General features: G+C 68.8%; 21 protein-coding genes. 12 read left to right on the top strand and 9 right to left on the bottom strand.

Translation table 11 applies throughout. The features are described 5' to 3' along the window. Positions 1-5: 5 nt before the first annotated feature. Both E9228_RS16415 and E9228_RS16410 read right to left on the bottom strand, forming a co-directional pair. A complete protein-coding gene (locus E9228_RS16415; protein ID WP_166781623.1) occupies positions 6-803 on the bottom strand; it encodes an SDR family NAD(P)-dependent oxidoreductase in 798 nt (265 codons plus the stop codon). Between the two features lie 58 nt (positions 804-861). Next, a complete protein-coding gene (locus E9228_RS16410; RefSeq protein ID WP_166781622.1) occupies positions 862-1,488 on the bottom strand; it encodes a helix-turn-helix domain-containing protein in 627 nt (208 codons plus the stop codon). Positions 1,489-1,554: 66 nt separating this feature from the next. On the opposite strand from E9228_RS16410, the gene E9228_RS16405 reads away from it, so the two are divergent. Then, positions 1,555-2,520: an NAD(P)/FAD-dependent oxidoreductase gene (locus E9228_RS16405; protein ID WP_166781621.1), complete on the top strand. Its 966-nt coding sequence runs from the start codon at positions 1,555-1,557 to the stop codon at positions 2,518-2,520. On the opposite strand, the gene E9228_RS16400 is transcribed toward E9228_RS16405, so the two are convergent. From E9228_RS16400 to E9228_RS16390, 3 genes are read right to left on the bottom strand one after another with little or no spacing between them, the layout of a single operon-like run. Next, positions 2,504-2,941 carry a DUF6314 family protein gene (locus tag E9228_RS16400; RefSeq protein WP_166781620.1) on the bottom strand — a complete coding sequence of 146 codons (438 nt, stop codon included), beginning with the start codon at positions 2,939-2,941 and terminating at the stop codon, positions 2,504-2,506. The two genes, E9228_RS16405 and E9228_RS16400, sit on opposite strands and share 17 nt — an antisense overlap. Beyond that, complete coding sequence (locus E9228_RS16395) at positions 2,938-3,603, bottom strand: pentapeptide repeat-containing protein (RefSeq protein ID WP_166781619.1); 666 nt, start codon at positions 3,601-3,603, stop codon at positions 2,938-2,940. The genes E9228_RS16400 and E9228_RS16395 overlap by 4 nt, the downstream gene beginning before the upstream one ends. A gap of 39 nt (positions 3,604-3,642) precedes the next feature. Then, the gene (locus E9228_RS16390) at positions 3,643-4,128 is read right to left on the bottom strand and encodes a MarR family winged helix-turn-helix transcriptional regulator (RefSeq protein WP_341849929.1); all 486 of its coding nucleotides are present in this window, start codon (positions 4,126-4,128) and stop codon (positions 3,643-3,645) included. Positions 4,129-4,243: 115 nt separating this feature from the next. On the opposite strand from E9228_RS16390, the gene E9228_RS16385 reads away from it, so the two are divergent. Together E9228_RS16385 and E9228_RS16380 are read left to right on the top strand one after the other, a co-directional pair. After that, positions 4,244-4,846 (top strand): hypothetical protein, encoded by a 603-nt coding sequence (locus tag E9228_RS16385; RefSeq protein ID WP_166781618.1) that lies wholly within the window; start codon positions 4,244-4,246, stop codon positions 4,844-4,846. Between the two features lie 41 nt (positions 4,847-4,887). Further along, positions 4,888-5,880 carry a signal peptidase I gene (locus E9228_RS16380; RefSeq protein ID WP_166781617.1) on the top strand — a complete coding sequence of 331 codons (993 nt, stop codon included), beginning with the start codon at positions 4,888-4,890 and terminating at the stop codon, positions 5,878-5,880. A gap of 239 nt (positions 5,881-6,119) precedes the next feature. On the opposite strand, the gene E9228_RS16375 is transcribed toward E9228_RS16380, so the two are convergent. Beyond that, positions 6,120-6,851 (bottom strand): helix-turn-helix transcriptional regulator, encoded by a 732-nt coding sequence (locus tag E9228_RS16375; RefSeq protein ID WP_166781616.1) that lies wholly within the window; start codon positions 6,849-6,851, stop codon positions 6,120-6,122. 179 nt (positions 6,852-7,030) lie between these two features. On the opposite strand from E9228_RS16375, the gene E9228_RS16370 reads away from it, so the two are divergent. The 6 genes from E9228_RS16370 (at position 7,031) to E9228_RS16345 (ending at position 11,726) form a co-directional block, all read left to right on the top strand. Beyond that, entirely contained in the window at positions 7,031-7,996 is a 966-nt protein-coding gene (locus tag E9228_RS16370) for an ABC transporter substrate-binding protein (protein ID WP_166781615.1), read from the top strand. A gap of 2 nt (positions 7,997-7,998) precedes the next feature. Beyond that, positions 7,999-8,973 (top strand): ABC transporter permease subunit, encoded by a 975-nt coding sequence (locus E9228_RS16365; protein WP_215905458.1) that lies wholly within the window; start codon positions 7,999-8,001, stop codon positions 8,971-8,973. Next, a complete protein-coding gene (locus E9228_RS16360) occupies positions 8,970-9,773 on the top strand; it encodes an ATP-binding cassette domain-containing protein (RefSeq protein WP_166781614.1) in 804 nt (267 codons plus the stop codon). The genes E9228_RS16365 and E9228_RS16360 overlap by 4 nt, the downstream gene beginning before the upstream one ends. Continuing rightward, the gene (locus E9228_RS16355; RefSeq protein ID WP_341849928.1) at positions 9,770-10,900 is read left to right on the top strand and encodes an aminotransferase class V-fold PLP-dependent enzyme; all 1,131 of its coding nucleotides are present in this window, start codon (positions 9,770-9,772) and stop codon (positions 10,898-10,900) included. The genes E9228_RS16360 and E9228_RS16355 overlap by 4 nt, the downstream gene beginning before the upstream one ends. Continuing rightward, on the top strand, positions 10,897-11,310 hold the full coding sequence (locus E9228_RS16350) for a Rid family detoxifying hydrolase (RefSeq protein WP_215905457.1): 414 nt from the start codon (positions 10,897-10,899) through the stop codon (positions 11,308-11,310). The genes E9228_RS16355 and E9228_RS16350 overlap by 4 nt, the downstream gene beginning before the upstream one ends. Positions 11,311-11,522: 212 nt before the next feature. Then, positions 11,523-11,726, top strand: coding sequence for a hypothetical protein (locus tag E9228_RS16345; RefSeq protein ID WP_166781612.1), 204 nt, complete (start codon positions 11,523-11,525; stop codon positions 11,724-11,726). Positions 11,727-12,216: 490 nt separating this feature from the next. Here E9228_RS16345 and E9228_RS16340 read toward each other — a convergent pair whose 3' ends face one another. After that, positions 12,217-12,792 (bottom strand): TetR family transcriptional regulator, encoded by a 576-nt coding sequence (locus tag E9228_RS16340; protein ID WP_166781611.1) that lies wholly within the window; start codon positions 12,790-12,792, stop codon positions 12,217-12,219. 245 nt (positions 12,793-13,037) lie between these two features. Here E9228_RS16340 and E9228_RS16335 point away from each other — a divergent pair, with 245 nt between their 5' ends. Next, on the top strand, positions 13,038-14,429 hold the full coding sequence (locus E9228_RS16335) for an MFS transporter (protein ID WP_341849927.1): 1,392 nt from the start codon (positions 13,038-13,040) through the stop codon (positions 14,427-14,429). A gap of 5 nt (positions 14,430-14,434) precedes the next feature. Here the strand turns inward: E9228_RS16335 and E9228_RS16330 are convergent, their stop codons facing one another. Beyond that, positions 14,435-15,061 (bottom strand): acyl-CoA-like ligand-binding transcription factor, encoded by a 627-nt coding sequence (locus E9228_RS16330; RefSeq protein ID WP_166781609.1) that lies wholly within the window; start codon positions 15,059-15,061, stop codon positions 14,435-14,437. Positions 15,062-15,141: 80 nt separating this feature from the next. Here E9228_RS16330 and E9228_RS16325 point away from each other — a divergent pair, with 80 nt between their 5' ends. Both E9228_RS16325 and E9228_RS16320 read left to right on the top strand, forming a co-directional pair. Beyond that, a complete protein-coding gene (locus tag E9228_RS16325) occupies positions 15,142-15,975 on the top strand; it encodes an SDR family NAD(P)-dependent oxidoreductase (protein ID WP_166781608.1) in 834 nt (277 codons plus the stop codon). A gap of 160 nt (positions 15,976-16,135) precedes the next feature. Then, positions 16,136-17,014 carry an SDR family NAD(P)-dependent oxidoreductase gene (locus E9228_RS16320; protein ID WP_341849926.1) on the top strand — a complete coding sequence of 293 codons (879 nt, stop codon included), beginning with the start codon at positions 16,136-16,138 and terminating at the stop codon, positions 17,012-17,014. 143 nt (positions 17,015-17,157) lie between these two features. Here the strand turns inward: E9228_RS16320 and E9228_RS16315 are convergent, their stop codons facing one another. After that, the gene (locus E9228_RS16315; protein WP_166781607.1) at positions 17,158-18,090 is read right to left on the bottom strand and encodes a hypothetical protein; all 933 of its coding nucleotides are present in this window, start codon (positions 18,088-18,090) and stop codon (positions 17,158-17,160) included. Positions 18,091-18,754: the final 664 nt, after the last annotated feature.

Raw genomic sequence — 18,754 nt, 5'->3', positions numbered from 1 at the left:
CCGCGTCAGGGCAGGATCGAGTCGACGTACCCGCCGTCGGCCCGGAGCGCCCCGCCGGTCGTGGCCGAGGCGAGCGGCGACGCCAGGTACGTGACCATGTGCGCGATCTCCTCCGGCTCGAGCAGTCGTTCGACGAGCGACTGCGGCCGGTGCTCCTGCATGAACTTCCGCTGCGCCTGGTCCCACGGCAGGTCGGTGCCGACGAGCTCGGCGACGAAGTCCTCGACCCCGGCCGTGTGTGTCGGGCCCGCGATGACGGTGTTGACGGTCACACCCGTGCCCTTCACGGCCTTCGCGAACCCGCGCGACACCGCCAGCAGCGCCGTCTTCGTCATGCCGTAGTGGATCATCTCGGCGGGGATCACGACGGCGGAGTCACTGGCGATCGAGATGACGCGGCCGTACCCGTGCTCCGTCATGCCGGGCAGGTACGCGCGGATCAGGCGGATCGAGGCGAGGACGTTCACCTCGAAGTAGTGCCGCCACTCGTCGTCGGTGATCGCGAACGGGTCGCGGCTGCCGAAGATGCCGAGGTTGTTGACGAGCACGTCGACGTGCGGGAACGCCTCGAGCACGGCGGCCGTGCCGTCGTCGGTGGCGAGGTCGCCGGCCGCTCCGGTCACGTCGGCGTCGGGCACCGCGGCCCGCACCGCGGCGATCGCGCGCTGTACGCCGTCGTCGCCGCGGCCGTTCACGACGACGCGTGCCCCGGCGGTGGCCAGGTCGATCGCGATGGCCAGCCCGATGCCCTGGGTGGAGCCGGTCACCAGGGCCGTGCGGCCCGTCAGGTCGAGGTTCTGCATGCCGGCCACGGTAGGCCGCCGCGGCCGGAGCTGCTCGGTGCCCGCGGTGGGCCGCAGCTCAGGGTCGGCCGGTGGTCCGCGGCGCGGGCTTGGACCGCACGTGCGCCCGCTCGCCCTGCGGCCCGTACAGGCAGAGCACCTCGGTGACCTGCTGCGAGACGTTGCCGACCCAGTGCGGGGTGTGGGTGTCGAACTCCGCGACCTCGCCCGGACCGAGGTCGAACACCTCGTCCCCGAGCGCCAGTCGGAGCCGACCGGAGAGCACGTAGAGCCACTCGTAGCCCTCGTGGGTCTTCAGCGTCGTGTCCGAGCCGTGGTCGTTCGGTTCGATGAGCTGCTTGAACGACCGCACTCCCCCGGTCCGCTTCGTCAGCGGGATCACCACGCGTCGACCGTGCCGTTCCGGCTTGAGGTGCACGCGCGGGTCCCCGGTCGGTGGCGCCCCGACGAGGTCGTCGAGCGGCACCTGGTACGCCCGCGCCAGCGGCAACAGCAGTTCCAGGGTGGGCTTCCGCTGCCCGGACTCCAGCCGCGACAGGGTGCTCACCGAGATGCCGGTGCGCTCCGCGAGGGCGGCGAGTGTGACGTCCTGCCGCGTGCGGAGCGCGCGGAGTCGTGGGCCGACCGCGTCGACGACGTCGGCCGTCGTCGGTTCGGTGGGGCGTGCCTCCCGTGTGGATGTCATGCGGTGATCTTGCCACACCAGCAACAGCACTTGCCGTTCTGGTTCCGGACGACCGAGGATCACCGCATGTCTGAACACTTCGACGTCATCGTCGTCGGCGGCGGCCCCGCCGGCCTGTCCGCCGCGCTCATCCTGGGGCGCTCGCGTCGCTCCGTCCTGGTCGTCGACGCGGGTGGACCCCGCAACGCCCGCGCCGAGGGCGTGCACAACCTGCTGGGGCAGGAGGGCACCGCACCACGCGACCTGGTCCGGGTCGGACGGCAGGAGGTCGCCCGGTACGGGGTCACCGTGACGGACGGGAGGATCGTGGCCGCGTCCGCCTCGCCCGCCACCGCCGACGACCCGGTCGGCTTCCGGCTGACCCTGGCGTCCGGCGAGGTCGTCGCCGCCCGCCGTGTGGTCGTGGCCGGCGGCGCGGTCGACGTCCTGCCGGACGTCCCCGGCCTCGCGGAGCAGTGGGGCCGCGGGGTCGTGCACTGCCCGTTCTGCCACGGGTGGGAGGTCCGCGACCGACGCATCGGTGTCCTGGTCACGATGGCGGCGGCGGCACACCAGGTGCAGCTGTTCCGCGCGCTGAGTAACGACGTCACGGCCTTCGTGGCGGACCCGGACCTCCTCGACGACACCGTGCTGGCCGGTTTCGTGGCCCGTGGTATCAGGGTCATCGAGTCCCCCGTCGTCCGCGTGGTCTCTGCGGGCGACGCGCTGTCCGGGGTGGAGCTGGCGGACGGCACCGTCGTCGGACTCGACGCCCTGGCCGCTGCGAGCCGCGTCGAGGCCCGGGTCGAGTGGGCCGCCGGACTCGGGCTGACGCCGGCGGACCAGGACGTGAACGGCACGGTGATCGGCCGGGTCCTGGCGGTCGACGCACTCGGCCGGACCGACGTGCCCGGCGTGTACGCGGCGGGGAACGCGGCGAACGCGATGCACACCGTGGTCGCCTCGGCGGCCGCGGGGTCGCAGACCGGAGCCGCGGTGCACGGCGACCTGCTGCAGGCGGACGTCGCGGCAGCGGTCAGCGCAGCGGGGTGAGGGTGCTGGCGAGCAGCAGGTCCTTCGCGGGCCCGCGTGCGTGCCAGCGGACGCTCCACCATTCGGCCGTGCCGGCGAGCAGGCCCGTGTAGTCGTCGGGGGCGCAGGCGTGCTCGACCGGCGCTCCCCACACCCAGTCGTGGAACGGCCGGCCGTCGGCGAAGTGCACCCGCCACCGGCCGACCGGGCCATCCGGGCCGTCCGCCGGGCCGCGCCGGATCGTCAGCGTTCGCCAGACCGGCGTCGTCCGGTCGCCGAGGACCATCGTGCCGGTCTCGTGCCAGCGCACCGTGTCGTCGTCGACCGCGGCGAGTTCGGTCGTGCCGGTGACGGTGCCGCGTAGGTCGGCGAGCCGGTCCTGCACGGTGCGGTCCAGCACCCACCGGCCGAGCAGGTCGGTGGGTGCGAGCGCGCCGGTCACTCGACCCGGTAGCCGGCCTGGGCGGCGAGCAGGGGGGCGAGCGTGAACAGCTGTTCGCCGCCGATCGTCGCGCCGCGCAGGCCGTCCAGCCGCTCCAGGCGGTCGAGGTCGACGTCCCGCAGGTCGACGTCTTCGATGCGGGTGTTCGTTCCGGCGAACTCTCGGACGGTGCTGCCCGGGAACGACACCCGCAGCAGTCGGGCGTCGGCGATGTCGATCTCGTCGATGACGCAGTCGCGGAAGACCACGTCGGTCAGCGTCGAGGCGCGGAGGTTGACGAACCCGAGCTTCAGACCGACGAACTCGACACTGGCCAGCGAACTGTCGTGCAGTTCGGCCGACCCGACGCGTCCGCCGGCGATCCGGACCTCCCGCCATGCACCGCTGACGGCGCGGAGCACGGGGGCGTCGAGCACCTCGACGACGCTGTCGCGGATCCGGAAGCCGCGCAGCTCGGCGTCACCGGCGCGGAGGGTCTCGATGATGCACTCCTCGACCTCCAGGTCGGGCAGCCGTTCGCCGGACAGGTCGAGGACGCCGATGCGCTTGCCCTCGATGCGGTCGCCGGTGAGGACGTCACCGGGGCCGGGCGTCCAGTCCTCGAGATCGGTCGGTTCGGTGAGCGTGATGCGGGGCGCCGTGACGCCGGTCTTCCGTGCCATGCGCCCAGTCTGCCGTCCGGCACCGACGGGCAGCGAGCGTCAGCGCTCGGGGTCCGCTTCCGGCAGGGCGGCGGCTCGGAGCGCCGCTGCCATCCGGTCCGTGAAGTCCGTGAACAGCTGGACGGACTCGAGCGGGACGGCCTGCTCGAGCACCCGCCGGTAGGCGGCTCGCAGGGTCCCGACGACCGCGAAGCCGTCGGCGGTCAGTTCGATGCGGACGCTGCGGCGGTCGTCGGGGTTCCGGACCCGGGCCAGCAGCCCCTGTCGCGTCAACCGGTCGAGCAGCGCCGTGACCGCCCCGGTCCCCATCTCCAGGTACCCGCCGAGTTCCTTCGGGGTGCGGTCGTCGTCGATCGCGCCGAGGTACTGCAGCGCGCGGAGGTCGACCGGGTTGAGGTCGTGCCCGACGGCGAGGTGCTGCATGAGATGCGCGTGCTCGAGCTGAGCGCCGTAGAAGGTCGCGACGGCCTCGTCCAACAGGCGGTCCGCGTCACGCGGCGCAGGAGGCGGTCCGGAAGCAGTCACGATCTGAGCATAACCGATTCCGTTCAGCACGAAGATTGACAAACTCGTTTTTCGAGGCGTATGGTCTCAGTTGCCTCGAATTTCGAGGTGTTCCGATCAGGATGGACTCCAAGTCATGCGCCGCCCCACCCGCACCCTCGCTCGCATCGGCACCCTCGCCGTGATCCCCGCCGCGCTCCTCGCCGCCGGCGTCGCGGTCTCGACGGCCAGCTACTCCGCCTTCTCCGCGACGTCCTCGGACGGGACCGACAACTGGTCGATGGGCTCCGTCTCGCTGACCAACGACGCGTCGAACGCCGCGCTCTTCTCGGCCGCGAACCTCAAGCCCGGCTCTACCGGCGCCAACTGCATCGCGGTGACGTCCGACGGCAGCCTGCCCAGCGCAGTGCGGCTCTACGCCACCCACGTCACGCAGACCAAGGCCCTCGCCTCGTACGTGTCGCTCCAGGTGAAGCAGGGGTCCGGTGGTGGGTACGGGACCTGCGCCGGCTTCACCCCCGCAGCGGGTGCCGACGGGACCCTGTACGACGACTCCCTCGCCACCTTCGCGTCGACGCGGACCAACTACGCCAACGGTGTCGGTACGTGGAAGACGACCGGCGCCAAGCCCGAGTCGCGCACCTTCCAGATCACCTACACGGTCTCCCCCGACGCCCCCGCCTCCCTGATGGGCGCCACCGCCGGACTCGGCTTCACCTGGGAAGCACAGAACCTGTAGTCCCCGCACCGAGGGGCCCCGGCCCGGACAGGAGGATCGCGATGCGTTCGTCGTCCTGGCTCCGCTTCACGGCGGTGCTCGTCGCACGTGGCCTGGTCGCCGCCCTCGTCGGCGTCGCCATCTGGGGCGTCGCACCGCTGGCACTCGGATGGCACAGCACCACGGTGATGACCGGCTCCATGCAGCCGTCACTGGTGCCCGGAGACGTCGTCGTCAGCCGCCCCGTCCCGACCTCCCAGATCCGTGCCGGCCAGGTCCTGCTCTTCCCGGACCCGGACCACGCCGGCGTCCTGCGCCTCCACCGCCTCCACCAGGTGGACGCCGACGGCGCCCTGGTCACGAAGGGGGACGCGAACCCGGCCGACGACTCGAGCACCGTCCGACGCACCGCCGTGGTCGGCGTCGGCTACCTGCGCGTCCCCCTGGTCGGGACGCCGGTCGTCTGGCTCGCCGAACACCGCGTCGACCGTCTGGTGGTCCTGGCGCTCGCGATCACCCTGCTCGTCGGCCTGGCGGTGCTGCCGCCCGTGCCGTCCGGCGCCTCGACCCCGGACGCACCGCTCGGGCGCCGGGGTCGGCACCGAGCCGGCCGCTCCACCCGGACACGGACCCGGGCGGTCGTCGTCGCCGTCCTGTCGGCCGTCGTCGGCATCGCCCTGCCCGCACCCGCTGCGGCAGCCGCGTTCGGGGCGACCACGACCACCCCGGTCAGCGCACTGGCGACCGCGGTCGCGCGTCCCGTGACCGGACTGACCTGCACGGACTCCGGCAGCGGGGTGACGATCGGCTGGACACCGACCGGCGTCGCCCCGGAACGCTTCTCGATCCTGGTCGACGGCGTCGCGAGCGGCATCACGACCGGCCCCGACGCCGCCCAGGTCGCGCTGCGTGCGTCCGACTTCTTCCAGTGGAAGACGTCGACCATCGGGGTCCGGACGGACCTCACGGACTCGTGGACCGCCACCTCCAACAGCACGGTCCGGATCACGACCATCCGCTTGTTCGGGCTGGGTCGGACCTCCTGCGCGCGGTGACCGGAGGTCGTGCGGGGGCGGTGACGATCTGGACCTTGGTGCGGCTCGCTAGCGAACCACCCGAGGCGCCCCCGTTGACGGGGCCTCGAACGCTACGCACCCGAAGAGCTCCGCGGTCCGCGTCGCCACGACACCGGCCGACGCAGGCTGTTCGAGGGAGCGGAGGACGTCGCCGTCCCCGGACTCGACCGCGCCGATCTTGTGCTCGAGGCAGAGCCAGAGGCAGATGCACCCTGCTCTCAGCGCTTCTCACGGCGGACTGCTTGGTGGTAGCGGTACACGGTGGGTTCGGAGACGTGGAGGTGACTTGCGACCTGTGCCACGGCACCCTTGAGGAGGAAGACCCCCGCACGGTCGAGGTCCCGCACCGTCGCGATCTTCTCGTCCGACGTCATGCGATGAGGGTCGACCCCCTGCGCGGCGATGATCCGCTGGACCCCGTCCAGGGCGAGCTCGTCGACGGTGGTGCTCAGCCGCTCCGTCACCGGGTCCCGTGCGCCAGCTGTGGCGGAATCGTCTCCTGACGACGCGCCTTTGACCAGTCCGGTGGTGGCGGTGATCGCGGTGAGCAGATCGCGCGCTCGGGTGAGTGGCTCGTCGTCGATGTTGACGCAGAGCATGCCGACGACGTTCGCCCCGGCGTCGCGGATGAAGAACGTGGACGACCGGAAGGTGCCACCGGCCCGGGATACCGCTCGGTAGTTCGCCAGGAAGTCCTGGTCTTCGTGCTCGTGGTTCTGCAACACCTTGAGGACGAGGTCCGTGGCCGGGCCGCCGACCGAGCGGCCGCTGACGTGGCCGTTCGTCAGCGCCACGATCGAGCGGCTGAGGTCACTGGTGTCGTGCAGGACGACCTCAGAACGTGGCCCGAGCAGCTCGGCCAAGAAGTCCATCACGGGCAAGTACGGCAGGAATTCGGGGCGGAGGACGCGGCTGTCGTCAACGACGGTCGTGCTGGTCGGTCTGCTCATGACCACCTCCATGTCGTGTCGCACGGGACTCGATGTTGCCAGCCGGTGGCCGACGGCGTCCAACGCCTCCGAGGTCACCCGTGTGTAACAAGTATCTCGCAGTGTGATAATTTCCTCTCAGCCACCTGAGGAATCGGCTAACTTCCGATGACCGACGACGTTCATGAAAGGTGCCACCCATGACCCGACCCCGCATCCGCCCCGCCGTCTGGGGAGCCGTCGCCACCGGCGCGGTCCTCGCACTCACGCTTTCCGCGTGCGGTGGCGGGCCGAGTGCCCCGCAGCCCGGCGAGACATCGTCCGGTGGGGCATCGTCGACGATCCCGGACACGACATCGCTCCTCGCGGGCGTGAAGGAGGACGACGCGCTCGCGAGCAGCGTCCCGAGCGACATCGCGAAGAAGGGCACGCTGGCCGTCGGGTCATTCGTCCAGTCCGCGCCGAACAACTTCTACGCGGCCGACGGCTCCACGGTCATCGGTTCCGACCACGACCTCATCACCGCGGTCGCGAAGAAGCTCGGGCTCGACGTGGAGTACAAGAACCAGGACTTCGGGTCGCTCATCACGAGCCTCCAGTCCGGGCGTATCGACGTCACCATCGCGGCGATGAACGACACCGCCGAGCGGCAGAAGGCGATCGACTTCGTCGACTACCTCACCTCGGGGATCACGCTCATGGTGCAGAAGGGGAACCCGGCGAAGATCACCGGGCCGGACGGGCTGTGCGGGAAGTCGATCGCGGTGGTCACCGGTACGAGCCAGCAGGAGTTCGCCGAGGCCACCAGCAAGCAGTGCACGGCCGACGGCAAGGACGCGCTGAAGGTCACCGTGACCGACAGCGACAGCCAGAACCAGACCCAGCTGCGCACCGGCCGTATCGACGCCATCGTCAACGACCTGCCGAGCGCGGTCTACATCTCGAAGACCACGCAGGACGGCAAGGCGTTCGAGGTGGTGCCGGGTGACGTCATCGACGGTGCGCCGTACGGCATCGGCGTGAACAAGGACGACGCGGAACTCCGCGACGCCATCGCGAAGGGGCTCGACTCGCTCATCGACGACGGCACCTACGGCAAGGTCCTCGACGCCTGGGGCATCACCTCGGGCAGCGTGTCGAAGGCCGTCGTCAACGGAGGCAAGTGACGGTGTCCACTCCTGACCGACCCGCCAGCGCCGACGCGCTCGTGGCGGACACTGCCGGGCCGCAGCGCGAGCTCCTGCCCCAGGTGCGGGTGAAGCACTGGGGCCGTTGGATCAGCGCGGTCGTCATCGTGGTGCTGCTCGTCGCGCTCGTCCTGGGCGCGGCGCAGGGCAACATCTCGTACGGCGACATCCCCTACTACCTGGTCTCACCGATCATCCTGAAGGGGCTCGTCGGTACGATCGTGCTCGCCGTGGTGGCGCAGGCCAGTGCCGTCGTGATCGGCATCGTGATCGCACTCATGCGCATCTCGAAGAACCCGGTCGCCCAGGCGTTCGCCGCCGCCTACACGTGGTTGTTCCGCGGCCTGCCGGTCCTGCTCCAGATCCTGCTCTGGTACAACCTGGCGCTGATCTTCCCGCGGCTGCAGATCGGGATCCCCCTCACCGACGTGACGTTCGTGGACGTCAGCACGAACGCCGTGATGACCACGTTCGTTGCCGCGTTCCTCGGCCTTGCCTTGAACGAGAGCGCCTACATGGCGGAGATCGTCCGAGCGGGTCTGAAGAGCGTCGACCGCGGGCAGATCGAGGCCGCTCAGTCGATCGGACAGACCCCGATGCAGCGGATGAGCCGAATCGTGCTGCCCCAGGCGATGCGGATCATCATCCCGCCGACCGGCAACGACTTCATCAACATGCTCAAGGGCACGGCGATGGCGTCGGTGATCGGGTACCTCGAGCTCATCAAGGCCGCGAACAACATCTCCTCGTTCAACCTGCAGGTCATGGAGACCCTCATCGCGGCCGCCATCTGGTACATGGTCATCGTGAGCGTCGCCAGCGTCGGTCAGTACTACCTCGAACGCGGGTTCGACCGTCAGGACCGGCGTCCCGGCGGACCGACGAATCCCCGGTCCCTGCGGCGCAAGGTGGCCGCCGATCTGGGGCGTGCGCCCCTCGTCAGGAGCACCCCGTGACCACGACCCACACCGACGCGACGTCCGCTCCCGGGCGGAAGGCGGTCCTCGAGGCGATCGGCATCGGCAAGTCCTACGGCTCCCACGAGGTGCTGCGTGACGTGTCGCTCACTGTGCACAGCGGCGAAGTCGTCTGCATCATCGGTCCGTCCGGTGCGGGGAAGTCGACCTTTCTCCGCACACTGAACCGACTCGAGGAGCCCGACACCGGCGAGGTGTGGGTCGACGGCACGCCGATGGGCTTCGAGCTGCGGGACGGCAGGCTGCACGAGCTGAGCGAGCGCCGCCTGTCGGCCCAGCGGGCGAAGACCGGCATGGTGTTCCAGCACTTCAATCTGTTCCCGCACCTCACCGTGCTCGGCAACGTGATGGAGGGTCCGACGCGCGTCCAGCGTCGTCCGGCGAAGCAGGTCCGCGCCGAAGCGGTCGAGATCCTGGAACGCGTCGGTCTCGGTGACAAGGTCGACGCCTACCCGGGGCAGCTGTCCGGCGGTCAGCGGCAGCGCGTGGCGATAGCCCGTGCGGTCGCGATGAAGCCGCTGTTCCTGCTGTTCGACGAGCCGACCTCAGCACTCGACCCGGAGCTCGTCGGCGAGGTCCTCACGGTGATGAGCGACCTCGCCCGCGACGGCATGACGATGCTCGTGGTGACCCACGAGATCGCCTTCGCACGCGAGGTCGCCGACCGCGTGGTCTTCATGGCCGACGCCGGGATCATCGAGCAGGGTCCCGTCGAGCAGGTGCTCGGGTCGCCCCGGGAGGCCCGCACGCGGCAGTTCCTGCAGCGGGTCCTCGCGTGATCGACGGGGCGGGAGCGTTCGACGCGTACCGGGCGTCGTTTGCCGAGCCGAGCGGTTATCTGAACTTCGCGAGCTACGGACCACCGTCACGGGCGGTGATCGAGACCATTGGCCGGCTGGCGACCGCCGCCGCGGAAGGCACGTCATCGGCGTTGCTCCACGCGGAGGACCAGCGTGCCCTGGCTGCTGTCGGTCGGCTGACTGGATTCGATGCCGACGGGCTGACGCTGACGAGCAGCACCTCGCTCGGGCTCATGCAGGTTGCGTTCGGGCTGCCGCGGGGCGAGGTGCTCGTCAGTGCGGCGGAGTTCCCGTCGAATCTGTACGCCTGGTGGCGGTCAGAGGAGGCAGGACTGACACGGGTCCGGCCACTCCCTCCGGTGCCGGTTGATCCGTTCGCCCCGATCACACCGGAACGAGTCGCTGCCGCGCTCAAACCAGACACGGTGGCAGTGTCAGTCAGCGCGGTCGACTTCCGTACGGGTGCGAGAGCCGACCTCGCCGGACTGCGGGACGTAGTCGGTGACCGCCTCCTGGTCGTCGACGGGATCCAGGGCTTCGGCGTCGCGGACCTCGACTGGACCGACGCCGACGTGCTCGTGGTCGGCGGGCAGAAGTGGTTGCGCGCCGGGTGGGGATCAGGGTTCGTCGCGCTGTCCCCGCGGGCGCTCGATCGCATCCGGCCCGTCCTTGGCGGATGGACCGGCGTCGAGGACCCCGGCAACTACGACGGCCGCCCCCATCGTCCTCTCCCGAACGCCCGTCGCTTCTCCGTCACCAACGGGTCCCCGTTCGCGTCCGGCGCCTTCGCAACGGCGCTGGAGCAGCTCGAGTCCGTCGGGGTGCCAGCTGTCGAGGAACGGATTGCCGGGACCGTCGACCAGCTGCTCGCGGCCCTCGCCACGGCCGGCACCCCGGTGCTCTCACCGACCGGACGAGCCGACCGCGCCGGAATCGTCGTCGCCGGCACATCGGCCGGTGCCGCATCCGCGGTCACCGCGCGACTCGCGGACGCCGGCGTGACCGCGACCGCACACGGCGAGGACCGCGTGCGGCTCAGCGTGCACGCCACCACCACCACCGCCGCGATCGACGCGGCCCTCGACGTTCTAGGAGGAACGCTGTGACCGACACCACCATCGACGTACGCGCCGTCCACACGGACAAAGCGCCCGCCGCCGTGGGCGCGTACTCGCAGGCTGTCCGGGCCGGAGACCTGCTCTTCGTCTCCGGACAGCTCCCGATCGACCCCGCTACCGGCGTGTTCGCCGGTCCGGGAGTCCGCGAGGAGGCGGCCCAGTCGCTCCAGAACGGAGCGGCCATCCTCGCCGCCGCCGGATCGGACATGAGCGGTGTCGTGAAAACCACCGTCTTGCTCACCGACATCGCCGACTTCACCGCCGTCAATGAGGTCTACGGCGAGTACTTCAACGGAGCGGTGCTGCCGGCACGGGCTGCTTACCAGGTTGCCGCGTTACCACGAGGGGCGCGCGTCGAGATCGAGTTCATCGCTGTCTCCACCCGAACAGGTACCTGATCGCGACTGACGGTCCGCATCGAAGTACGGCGAGATGAAGCCGGGGCGAAGGCGGTGCGACGAGCTCTGGCACGCGAGCTCGTCGTTTCCGCCCGCAAGCTCACCCGAACCTCACTGACCCGACGGATGCGTGAAGCGCTCGGCATCATCTCGTCGTTGAACGCGACTGGCCGTTCTGCATCATCGCCGCGGGCCTGCCGAGCCTGCCCCGGGTGCTGACCGAAACCCGCTCCTACGCTGAGCGGCTGTTCGACTCCCGCCAGATCGGCAAGTTCAGCCGGGACGACGCCGCGCAGGCGCTCCGCGAGCCAGCGGAACGACTCGGCGCTCAGTACGCGCCCGACGCGTTGGCGACCCTCCTCGACGCTGCCCGGGCATCCAGCCCAGCAGTCTCGGCCCCTACCGAGCAGCACTGATCGACAAGGGCCTGGTGTACGCGCCCGAGCACGGACAGATCGCTTTCACCGGCTCGAGCGATGACCGGCCGTGGAGCCCACATGAGTCGTCCGACAAGCCGTTGGACGACTCGAACATGCACTGGCGAGGCGGCCACTGCTTCCAGGATCTGACAGGACATGCATCTGCGGCGCGCCAGACGGCGTGCGAGGGGCTCAGTGGTGTGCCCTCGTGACTGTCGATGTCGTTGGCTTCCGAGGTGAGCGGCGCCCCGTTGACGCGTCGAGAACGGTTGCTGGGGAAGCGACGTGTCCGCCCGTCTGGGAACGGACATCCAAGTCGGTGACGACTCCGCCACTGGCCGGGATGGGTTGGGTTGGGAAGGAGCGTCGTGTCAGCCGCTATGGCGGTATCTGCGGGAACCAGGGGATCCCGGGGGCTGCCATGACCCGCGAAGTGCGGCACCGTGACGTGGGAGCTCCGCCGCAACCGCCCCGGTTGCGTAGTGCGTCATGTGAGGAGGCGCGCCACTGTCCCGCGCACGATCTCGCGCTGCTCGTCAACGTCAGGCACGGCGCCCGCAACTCCGTCGACCCTCGGCAGTTGCGACCATGCCGTCGCGATCGACAGGACCAGGACGAAGATGACGTCCACCGACCAAGGCGCGGTGCCGGCGCCGAGACGCAGGAGCTCCGCAGTGCTCGCCTCCCGTACGGACGCGAGCACGGCGAACGACGCGTGCCAGTCGTGCGTGTCTTCCAAGCGCGCCCAGCTCAGTAGCCGCTGGTTGACCGGGTTGTCGGCGAAGTGATCGAACATGGCGACAGCGAAGCCGGTGACACTCTCGATCTCGCTGTCCGCGGCTCTGGCCGTCGCGACTGCCTCGCCGAGCGCGACGAAGGATCGGTTCAGCACCGTGGTGAACAGCGACTCCTTGTCACCGAAGTTCGCATAGATCCGCTCTTTGCTGCAGCCCGCCGCCGCAGCGATGCGATCCACCCGGGCTCCGGCCAGGCCCCGTGCGGAGAACTCGTCTGTCGCTGCTCCGAGGATGCGTCGTCGAGTCTCCTCCGCGTCATAGGCCACACACTGACGATACGCCTTGCGGACCCAACCAACTAGTAGGTAGCCTTACGTGGTCCCCGTGATGTGACAAGTGCCTGCTGCGCCCGCGCCGCTTCCCGTCATCGTGGGAGGTCGAAATGACGAGTGCGTAGTGCGAGCCACAGCACAGCAGGACCCGCACCCGTACGAGGAGACCAGTGACCACCTCAGCAACCGGATCTGTCCCGACCGCCGACACCGTGCATCCTTCGACGAGGCGTTGGTGGGTGCTGGTCATCGTCGGCCTCGCCCAGCTCGTCGTCGTGCTTGACGGCACCATCGTGAACATCGCGCTGCCGCAGGCGCAGGTCGAACTCGGCCTCAGCGATGAGAACCGCCAGTGGGTCGTCACCGCGTATGCACTTGCCTTCGGTGCACTGCTGCTACTCGGCGGACGCATCGCCGATTTCTGGGGCCGCAAACGCACGTTCATCGTCGGCATGATCGGCTTCGGCGCCGCATCGGCGTTCGGCGGACTGGTCTCAACCGGCGAGCTGCTCGTCGTTGCCCGCGCACTGCAGGGGGCTTTCGCCGCACTGCTTGCTCCGGCTGCCCTCGCCGTGCTGACGACCACGTTCACGCGAGGACGCGAACGCAATACTGCGTTCGCCGTGTTCGGTGCGATCTCGGGTGCCGGCGCGGCCGTCGGCCTCGTTCTCGGCGGAGTACTCACCGAATACGCCAGCTGGCGCTGGTGCCTGCTCGTCAACGTGCCCGTCGTGCTCGTAGCGATCATCGCCGCGGTCCTCGTGGTCGGCGAAAGCAAGGCCGAGGGCGACAACCGACTCGACGTCGTCGGCACGATCGTCGTCGCGCTCGGTCTGGCGTCGTTGGTGTACGGCTTCACCCAGGCTGAGGAAGGCTGGGGAGACCCCGTCGTCATCGGGTTCATCGCGCTCGGCGCGGGGCTGCTCGCGCTCTTCGTCCTGGTGGAGAAGCGCAGCGATCACCCGTTGCTGCCTCTCGGCGTCCTGACGAACCGGGTGCGAGGCGGAGCGTTCCTCGTGCAACTCCTCGTCGGCAGCGTCATGATCGGCGCGCTGCTCTACCTCACGTTCCACCTGCAGATCGTGCTCGGCTTCGGTCCGCTAGAGGCAGGAATTGCCACACTCCCGATGACCGTCGTCATCACGATCCTCGCTCCGGTGTTCACGAAGCTGCTCCCCGCAATCGGCCCCCGCGTACTCATGATCGTCGGGCCGCTCGTCGCAGCCGGCGGGCTGTTCTGGCTTTCGCGTGTGACCGCCGACGGTTCGTACGCTGTCGAAGTGCTGCCCCCACTGGTCGTCATGGGGGTGGGCCTTGCAGCGATCTTCGTGCCGATGCAGAACCTCGCACTCGCCGGTGTGGCTCCGCATGAGGCGGGTGCCGCCAGCGCCACGTCGAACGCGATGATGCAGATCGGCGGTTCGATCGGGCTCGCGGTCTACACCAACCTCTACGCGACAGCAGCCGCTGGTAGCGCCGCCGCGGGGCTCGGAGCCCTCGTTGATGGTTACTCGGCTGCGTTCGTCGGGGCCGCCATCGCGGTGCTCGTCGCCGCGCCGATCTCGTTCCTCATGATCCGCGGGTCGAAGGAGGAGCTCTTGCCCTCGGGTCCGGTCGTGCACATGGGCTGAGCGCGTCACGCGCTGGCGGCGGGCGGCTTGGGCTCTGTGCTGCCGAGGATGTCCAGCAGGCCGCCGAGGGCGGTGGTGACGACCTCGCTCGGGTTGACGTTGACGTCGTGCACCGCCCACCATTGGAGTGCGTGCAACACGGCAGCCTGCAAGGTCTTCGCCGCCACTATCGGCACAAGACCCGACGGATCCGTCTGAACGCGACGCGCAATGTAGGTGCTGAGCTGCTCTTGCCAGAGCAGGAACGTTTCCGTCTGGATCGCCTGCAGCTCCGGGACCGTGGCGATCAGTCGCAGGCGCGCTCGGCTGACGTCGAGTTCGTCGCCATCGTCGTCGAAGACCTCGATGATCACGGCCGAGACTGCTTCGATGACGGGCCGCTGGTCATCGGCGCGGGTGAGACCACCGCGGAGGGCATCGATGGAACGCTCGAGCCCACCCCAGACGATGTCTGCCTTCGTCGGGAAGTAGCGGTGCAGCGTCCTCAGCGCAACACCGACTCGTTCGGCGATCGTCGACATCGTTGCGTGCTCGTACCCGAGTTCGAGGACGACCTGCAGCGCCTGACTCCGAAGGACTTCCCGCTCTGCCACGCGAGGTCGCCCCTGCTTCTTCGCCCCTGCCGGCTCCATGGGTTCACGGTAGCGCTTGCTTGCCCGCGCGTTTTGGCATAACGTGCCAAAAGAAGGTTGCACGGTCGAGGAGGACCCCCATGACACTTGCTTTTCCGGACGTTTCCCGTAGCCCCCTTGTGGACCTGCTGTCGCTGGGCGGGAGGCGTGCGGTGGTCACCGGCGCAGCTCAGGGGCTGGGTAAAGCGATCGCACTCCGCCTCGCGGAGGCTGGCGCTGATCTCCTCCTGGTGGATCTCGACGCCGCCGCCGCCGACGCCGCCGCAGCGGAGATCAGCTCCCGTTTCGGTGTGACTGCCCGCGGATTCCGAACTGACGTGTCCAACTCGGCGGAAGTCACTGCTGCCGCTGACGAAGCGGTCGCCGTTCTGGGCGGGATCGACATCTGGGTGAACAACGCCGGCATCTTCCCGAACGTCCCGGTTCTCGATCTACCGGACGACATGTGGGAACAGGTGTTCGCAGTGAACACTCGAGGGGTGTTCCTGGGTGCCCGGGAGGCCGGACGTCGCATGGCCGATGCGGGCCATGGCGGAGTCATCGTCAACATCGTCTCCACCGCCGGGTTCCGGGTCGCTTTCCCTGGCATGGCGGCGTACGTGGCGTCGAAGCACGCGGTCCGAGGGCTGACGAAGTCCCTCGCCGTCGACCTTGCACCCCTTGGTATCCGGGTCCTCGGGGTCGCTCCGAGCTTCGTGCCGACCGAGGGCAACATCGCTGCCGCCGAAGCAGCCACCCAGGCCGCCGCTGAACACGGGATCGAGATCCCGCCACTCGATGTCATGACGAGCAGCCGCATCGGCCGTCTCGGCACCCCGGATGACATCGCCCGCGTCGTCCTGTTCGCCGCCAGTGACCTGTCGGTCGTGATGACCGGCAGCACGCTGCTTGCCGACGCCGGCGAAACTCTCTGACCACAGCTCAACCCGAGGAGAACCCCGTGACGAACGCAACACCGCTCACCGCTTCGACCAGCATCGGAACGTGGCTTGACCACCCCACCGGAGGTGACCTGCTTCGCGACTTCCTCGCTCCCGGTGGGACCGACGCGGCGAGCCTCGACCCGGTGCGAGGGTGCCCCTGCAGCAGCTCGTCGCTTTGAGCCAGGGCGAGCTACCCCAGTCCGCAATCGACGCTCTCGTCCTGCAGGCGAACGACGGCGTCATGCCGGAAGAGACTGCTCCGACCGGTTGGGTCGAGAGGATCACGCAAGATCGCTTCACCGGCAAGACAGTGATCGTCACCGGGGCGGCGTCGGGTATCGGACGGGCGACCGCGTCCAGGATCGCACGCGAAGGTGGGCGAGTCGTCGCCGTGGACGTTGCTGCCGACCGGCTACAGACGCTTGCTGATGACCTGTCGCCAGCTGAGGTGGTGACCGTCACGGCGGACATCACGCAGCAGGATGGGATCGCTGCGATCTTGGCAGCGGCGGGCGATCGAGTCGATGGCCTGGCGAACGTGGCTGGGATCAACGACGACTTCTCTCCGCTGCACGAGACGAGCGACGCGATGTGGGATCGGGTGATCGGCATCAACCTCACCGGCACCTTCAAGCTCACCCGAGGCGTCCTCCCGCTGATGCTCAGCGTCGGGGCAGGAACGATCGTGAACGTCGCATCGGAAGCGGCTCTCCGAGGCAACTCCTCGGGGAACGCCTACACAGCGTCGAAGCACGCCGTCGTCGGGCTCACCCGATCGGCAGCGTTCCAGTACGGGCCCGCTGGCATCCGGGTCAACTCGGTGGCCCCCGGCGGTGTCGCCACCGGCATCCCATTCCCGCCGAACGTGTCGCAGGCTGGATCAGCACGACTGGCGCCGTTCCAACAGCAGATCCCGACCATTGCCACCGCGGATCAGCTCGCTGCCTCGATCACGTTCCTGCTCTCCGACGACAGCATCAACATCAACGGAGTGGTCTTGCCGTCCGACGGAGGCTGGTCCGTGCAGTAACTGCACCCGAGCGGGCGGACTCGCGACGACCGCCGCCTCACGCTCAACAGCGTTGTCGAGCGTGAGGAACGTACTTGGGCCAGGCGGCAGCGCAGGGGACCTGGTGCCCACCTCTGTAGCCAGCCGGTCCGGTAGCCGATGAACTACCGGACCGGTTGAACCTGGCGTGCCTGAGCGTCCGCCAACAGCTTTGTCGCTGTCGCGGATCCGGCTGGGACCACTAGCTCCACGCTCGGGCTAGGCGATCCGAACCGGATGAGATCGACGTCTTGGTACAAGGGATGCGACTTCGCGACGACCGTCTGCACCCGATCCGGGAACACGAACGTCCGGGCGTGGGAGAGATCGTCGCCTCGCCCGCGCGTGATCGGAGCACGACGATGGATCACAGATACCTCACCTGGTGCGGCGATCACCGCCGCACCCTGGAGGTATGCCGGCCGTATCCGGTGCGCGAGCGTCGTGACGAGCCCACCGGCGGGACGCACGACGCTTGCGGTGTGACCTCCGAGGAAGACCGTTTGCGGTTCCGTGCGGAACACGTCGACGCAGTCACCGCGGAGTCCGTGGTCACGATCCGATACGAGGATCGAAGCCATCGACGCTTGCCCAGTGCCGATCGCACCGGCGCCTTGACCGAGTTTTCCCGCCTTCGCCACTGGGGTGACTTTCGACGCTCGCAGGAGGTCGACGAGCCGGCCGATCGACCCGCGTGCCGATCCGTTGTAGTGCACAGCGATCGGAGCGCGGTTGGTGAAGTGGATGGTGAGACGCCCGTCGAGGAGATGAACCGAGTCTTCGACGGCGAAGACGTCGTCGAGTTGCGCTACTCGAGTTGTGTAGGTGTCACCGGAGCGGACGAGGACTGTGATCGTGTTGGGCATCACGATGATGAGCGCGTCGTAGAGGTGCATCGAGGGGTTTGCGTTGCGGCGTTCGATGTCCCGGGGGACTTTCAACACCAGGAGCGCGGTATCGAAGTCGATGGGGTGGTCCCGGTACAGCCGGGGGGTCAGGGCGACGCTGTCGACCTCATCGATCCAGGGCCCGAACGCGTCGTACTCGTCATCTCGCACCGACAATGTCTACGCCGTCCAACCTCGCATCTGCCGAGAACCTGCGAGGGACAACGTGATCACGGTTCTCGGCCGTGCCGTCCAGCAGTGGTCATGTCCTCGTACCTCGCCAGGCACTGGTTCATCCTTCGATTTCAGCCGCGCAGCTTCGGTGCCGTCACCACCGAGTACCGACGAGAATGCCAACCACGTTGAACCGTCGATGCCGAGTGAGTGACGGCGGAACGCAGAAACGCTACGCCGCATCGCGAGCGAGGCCGGTCCGAGAGGACCTGTGTTCTGGACCTGAATTCGAGTTCACCGGACAAAGGCCCATGCATTTCACTGGACGAGTCGGGCCACTTCTGCGGCGCATGCTCCGTTGCGTGGGGTAGCGCTCACGAAGCGGGTCGCCTGGTCGCCTTCGGGTGGCGAGCAGACGCCCCACCTCCTCTCCGGCAGCCGGCTGAACGGCAGCAATCTCACGTCGCCGGATACGGAGCGCTGGGTGGATCGACCTTGACTTCGCGGGGTCTCGTACGGGGAATGTAACGACGAGGTAACGACCGCGTTCGGCACCAAACGGTTGCGTGGGGTGCGACGAATCCCTTGCAACGAGCGGGAAACACCCGCAAGCGCTCACCAGCAGCTCACCAGCAGCTCACCGCTGGTTCTCCACCCCCTC

This window comes from Curtobacterium salicis (assembly GCF_011759505.1).
GTDB lineage: Bacteria > Actinomycetota > Actinomycetes > Actinomycetales > Microbacteriaceae > Curtobacterium > Curtobacterium salicis.
Note: the sequence above shows the minus strand (reverse complement) of the source record. Positions and strands in the feature narration are given on the sequence as shown.

What these genes read in the sequence shown, in the direction of transcription:
- E9228_RS16415 (WP_166781623.1), bottom strand. Translation starts at nt 803, where the DNA reads ATGCAGAACCTCGACCTGACGGGCCGCACGGCCCTGGTGACCGGCTCC.
- E9228_RS16410 (WP_166781622.1), bottom strand. Translation starts at nt 1,488, where the DNA reads ATGACATCCACACGGGAGGCACGCCCCACCGAACCGACGACGGCCGAC.
- E9228_RS16405 (WP_166781621.1), top strand. Translation starts at nt 1,555, where the DNA reads ATGTCTGAACACTTCGACGTCATCGTCGTCGGCGGCGGCCCCGCCGGC.
- E9228_RS16395 (WP_166781619.1), bottom strand. Translation starts at nt 3,603, where the DNA reads ATGGCACGGAAGACCGGCGTCACGGCGCCCCGCATCACGCTCACCGAA.
- E9228_RS16385 (WP_166781618.1), top strand. Translation starts at nt 4,244, where the DNA reads ATGCGCCGCCCCACCCGCACCCTCGCTCGCATCGGCACCCTCGCCGTG.
- E9228_RS16380 (WP_166781617.1), top strand. Translation starts at nt 4,888, where the DNA reads ATGCGTTCGTCGTCCTGGCTCCGCTTCACGGCGGTGCTCGTCGCACGT.
- E9228_RS16375 (WP_166781616.1), bottom strand. Translation starts at nt 6,851, where the DNA reads ATGAGCAGACCGACCAGCACGACCGTCGTTGACGACAGCCGCGTCCTC.
- E9228_RS16370 (WP_166781615.1), top strand. Translation starts at nt 7,031, where the DNA reads ATGACCCGACCCCGCATCCGCCCCGCCGTCTGGGGAGCCGTCGCCACC.
- E9228_RS16330 (WP_166781609.1), bottom strand. Translation starts at nt 15,061, where the DNA reads ATGGAGCCGGCAGGGGCGAAGAAGCAGGGGCGACCTCGCGTGGCAGAG.
- E9228_RS16325 (WP_166781608.1), top strand. Translation starts at nt 15,142, where the DNA reads ATGACACTTGCTTTTCCGGACGTTTCCCGTAGCCCCCTTGTGGACCTG.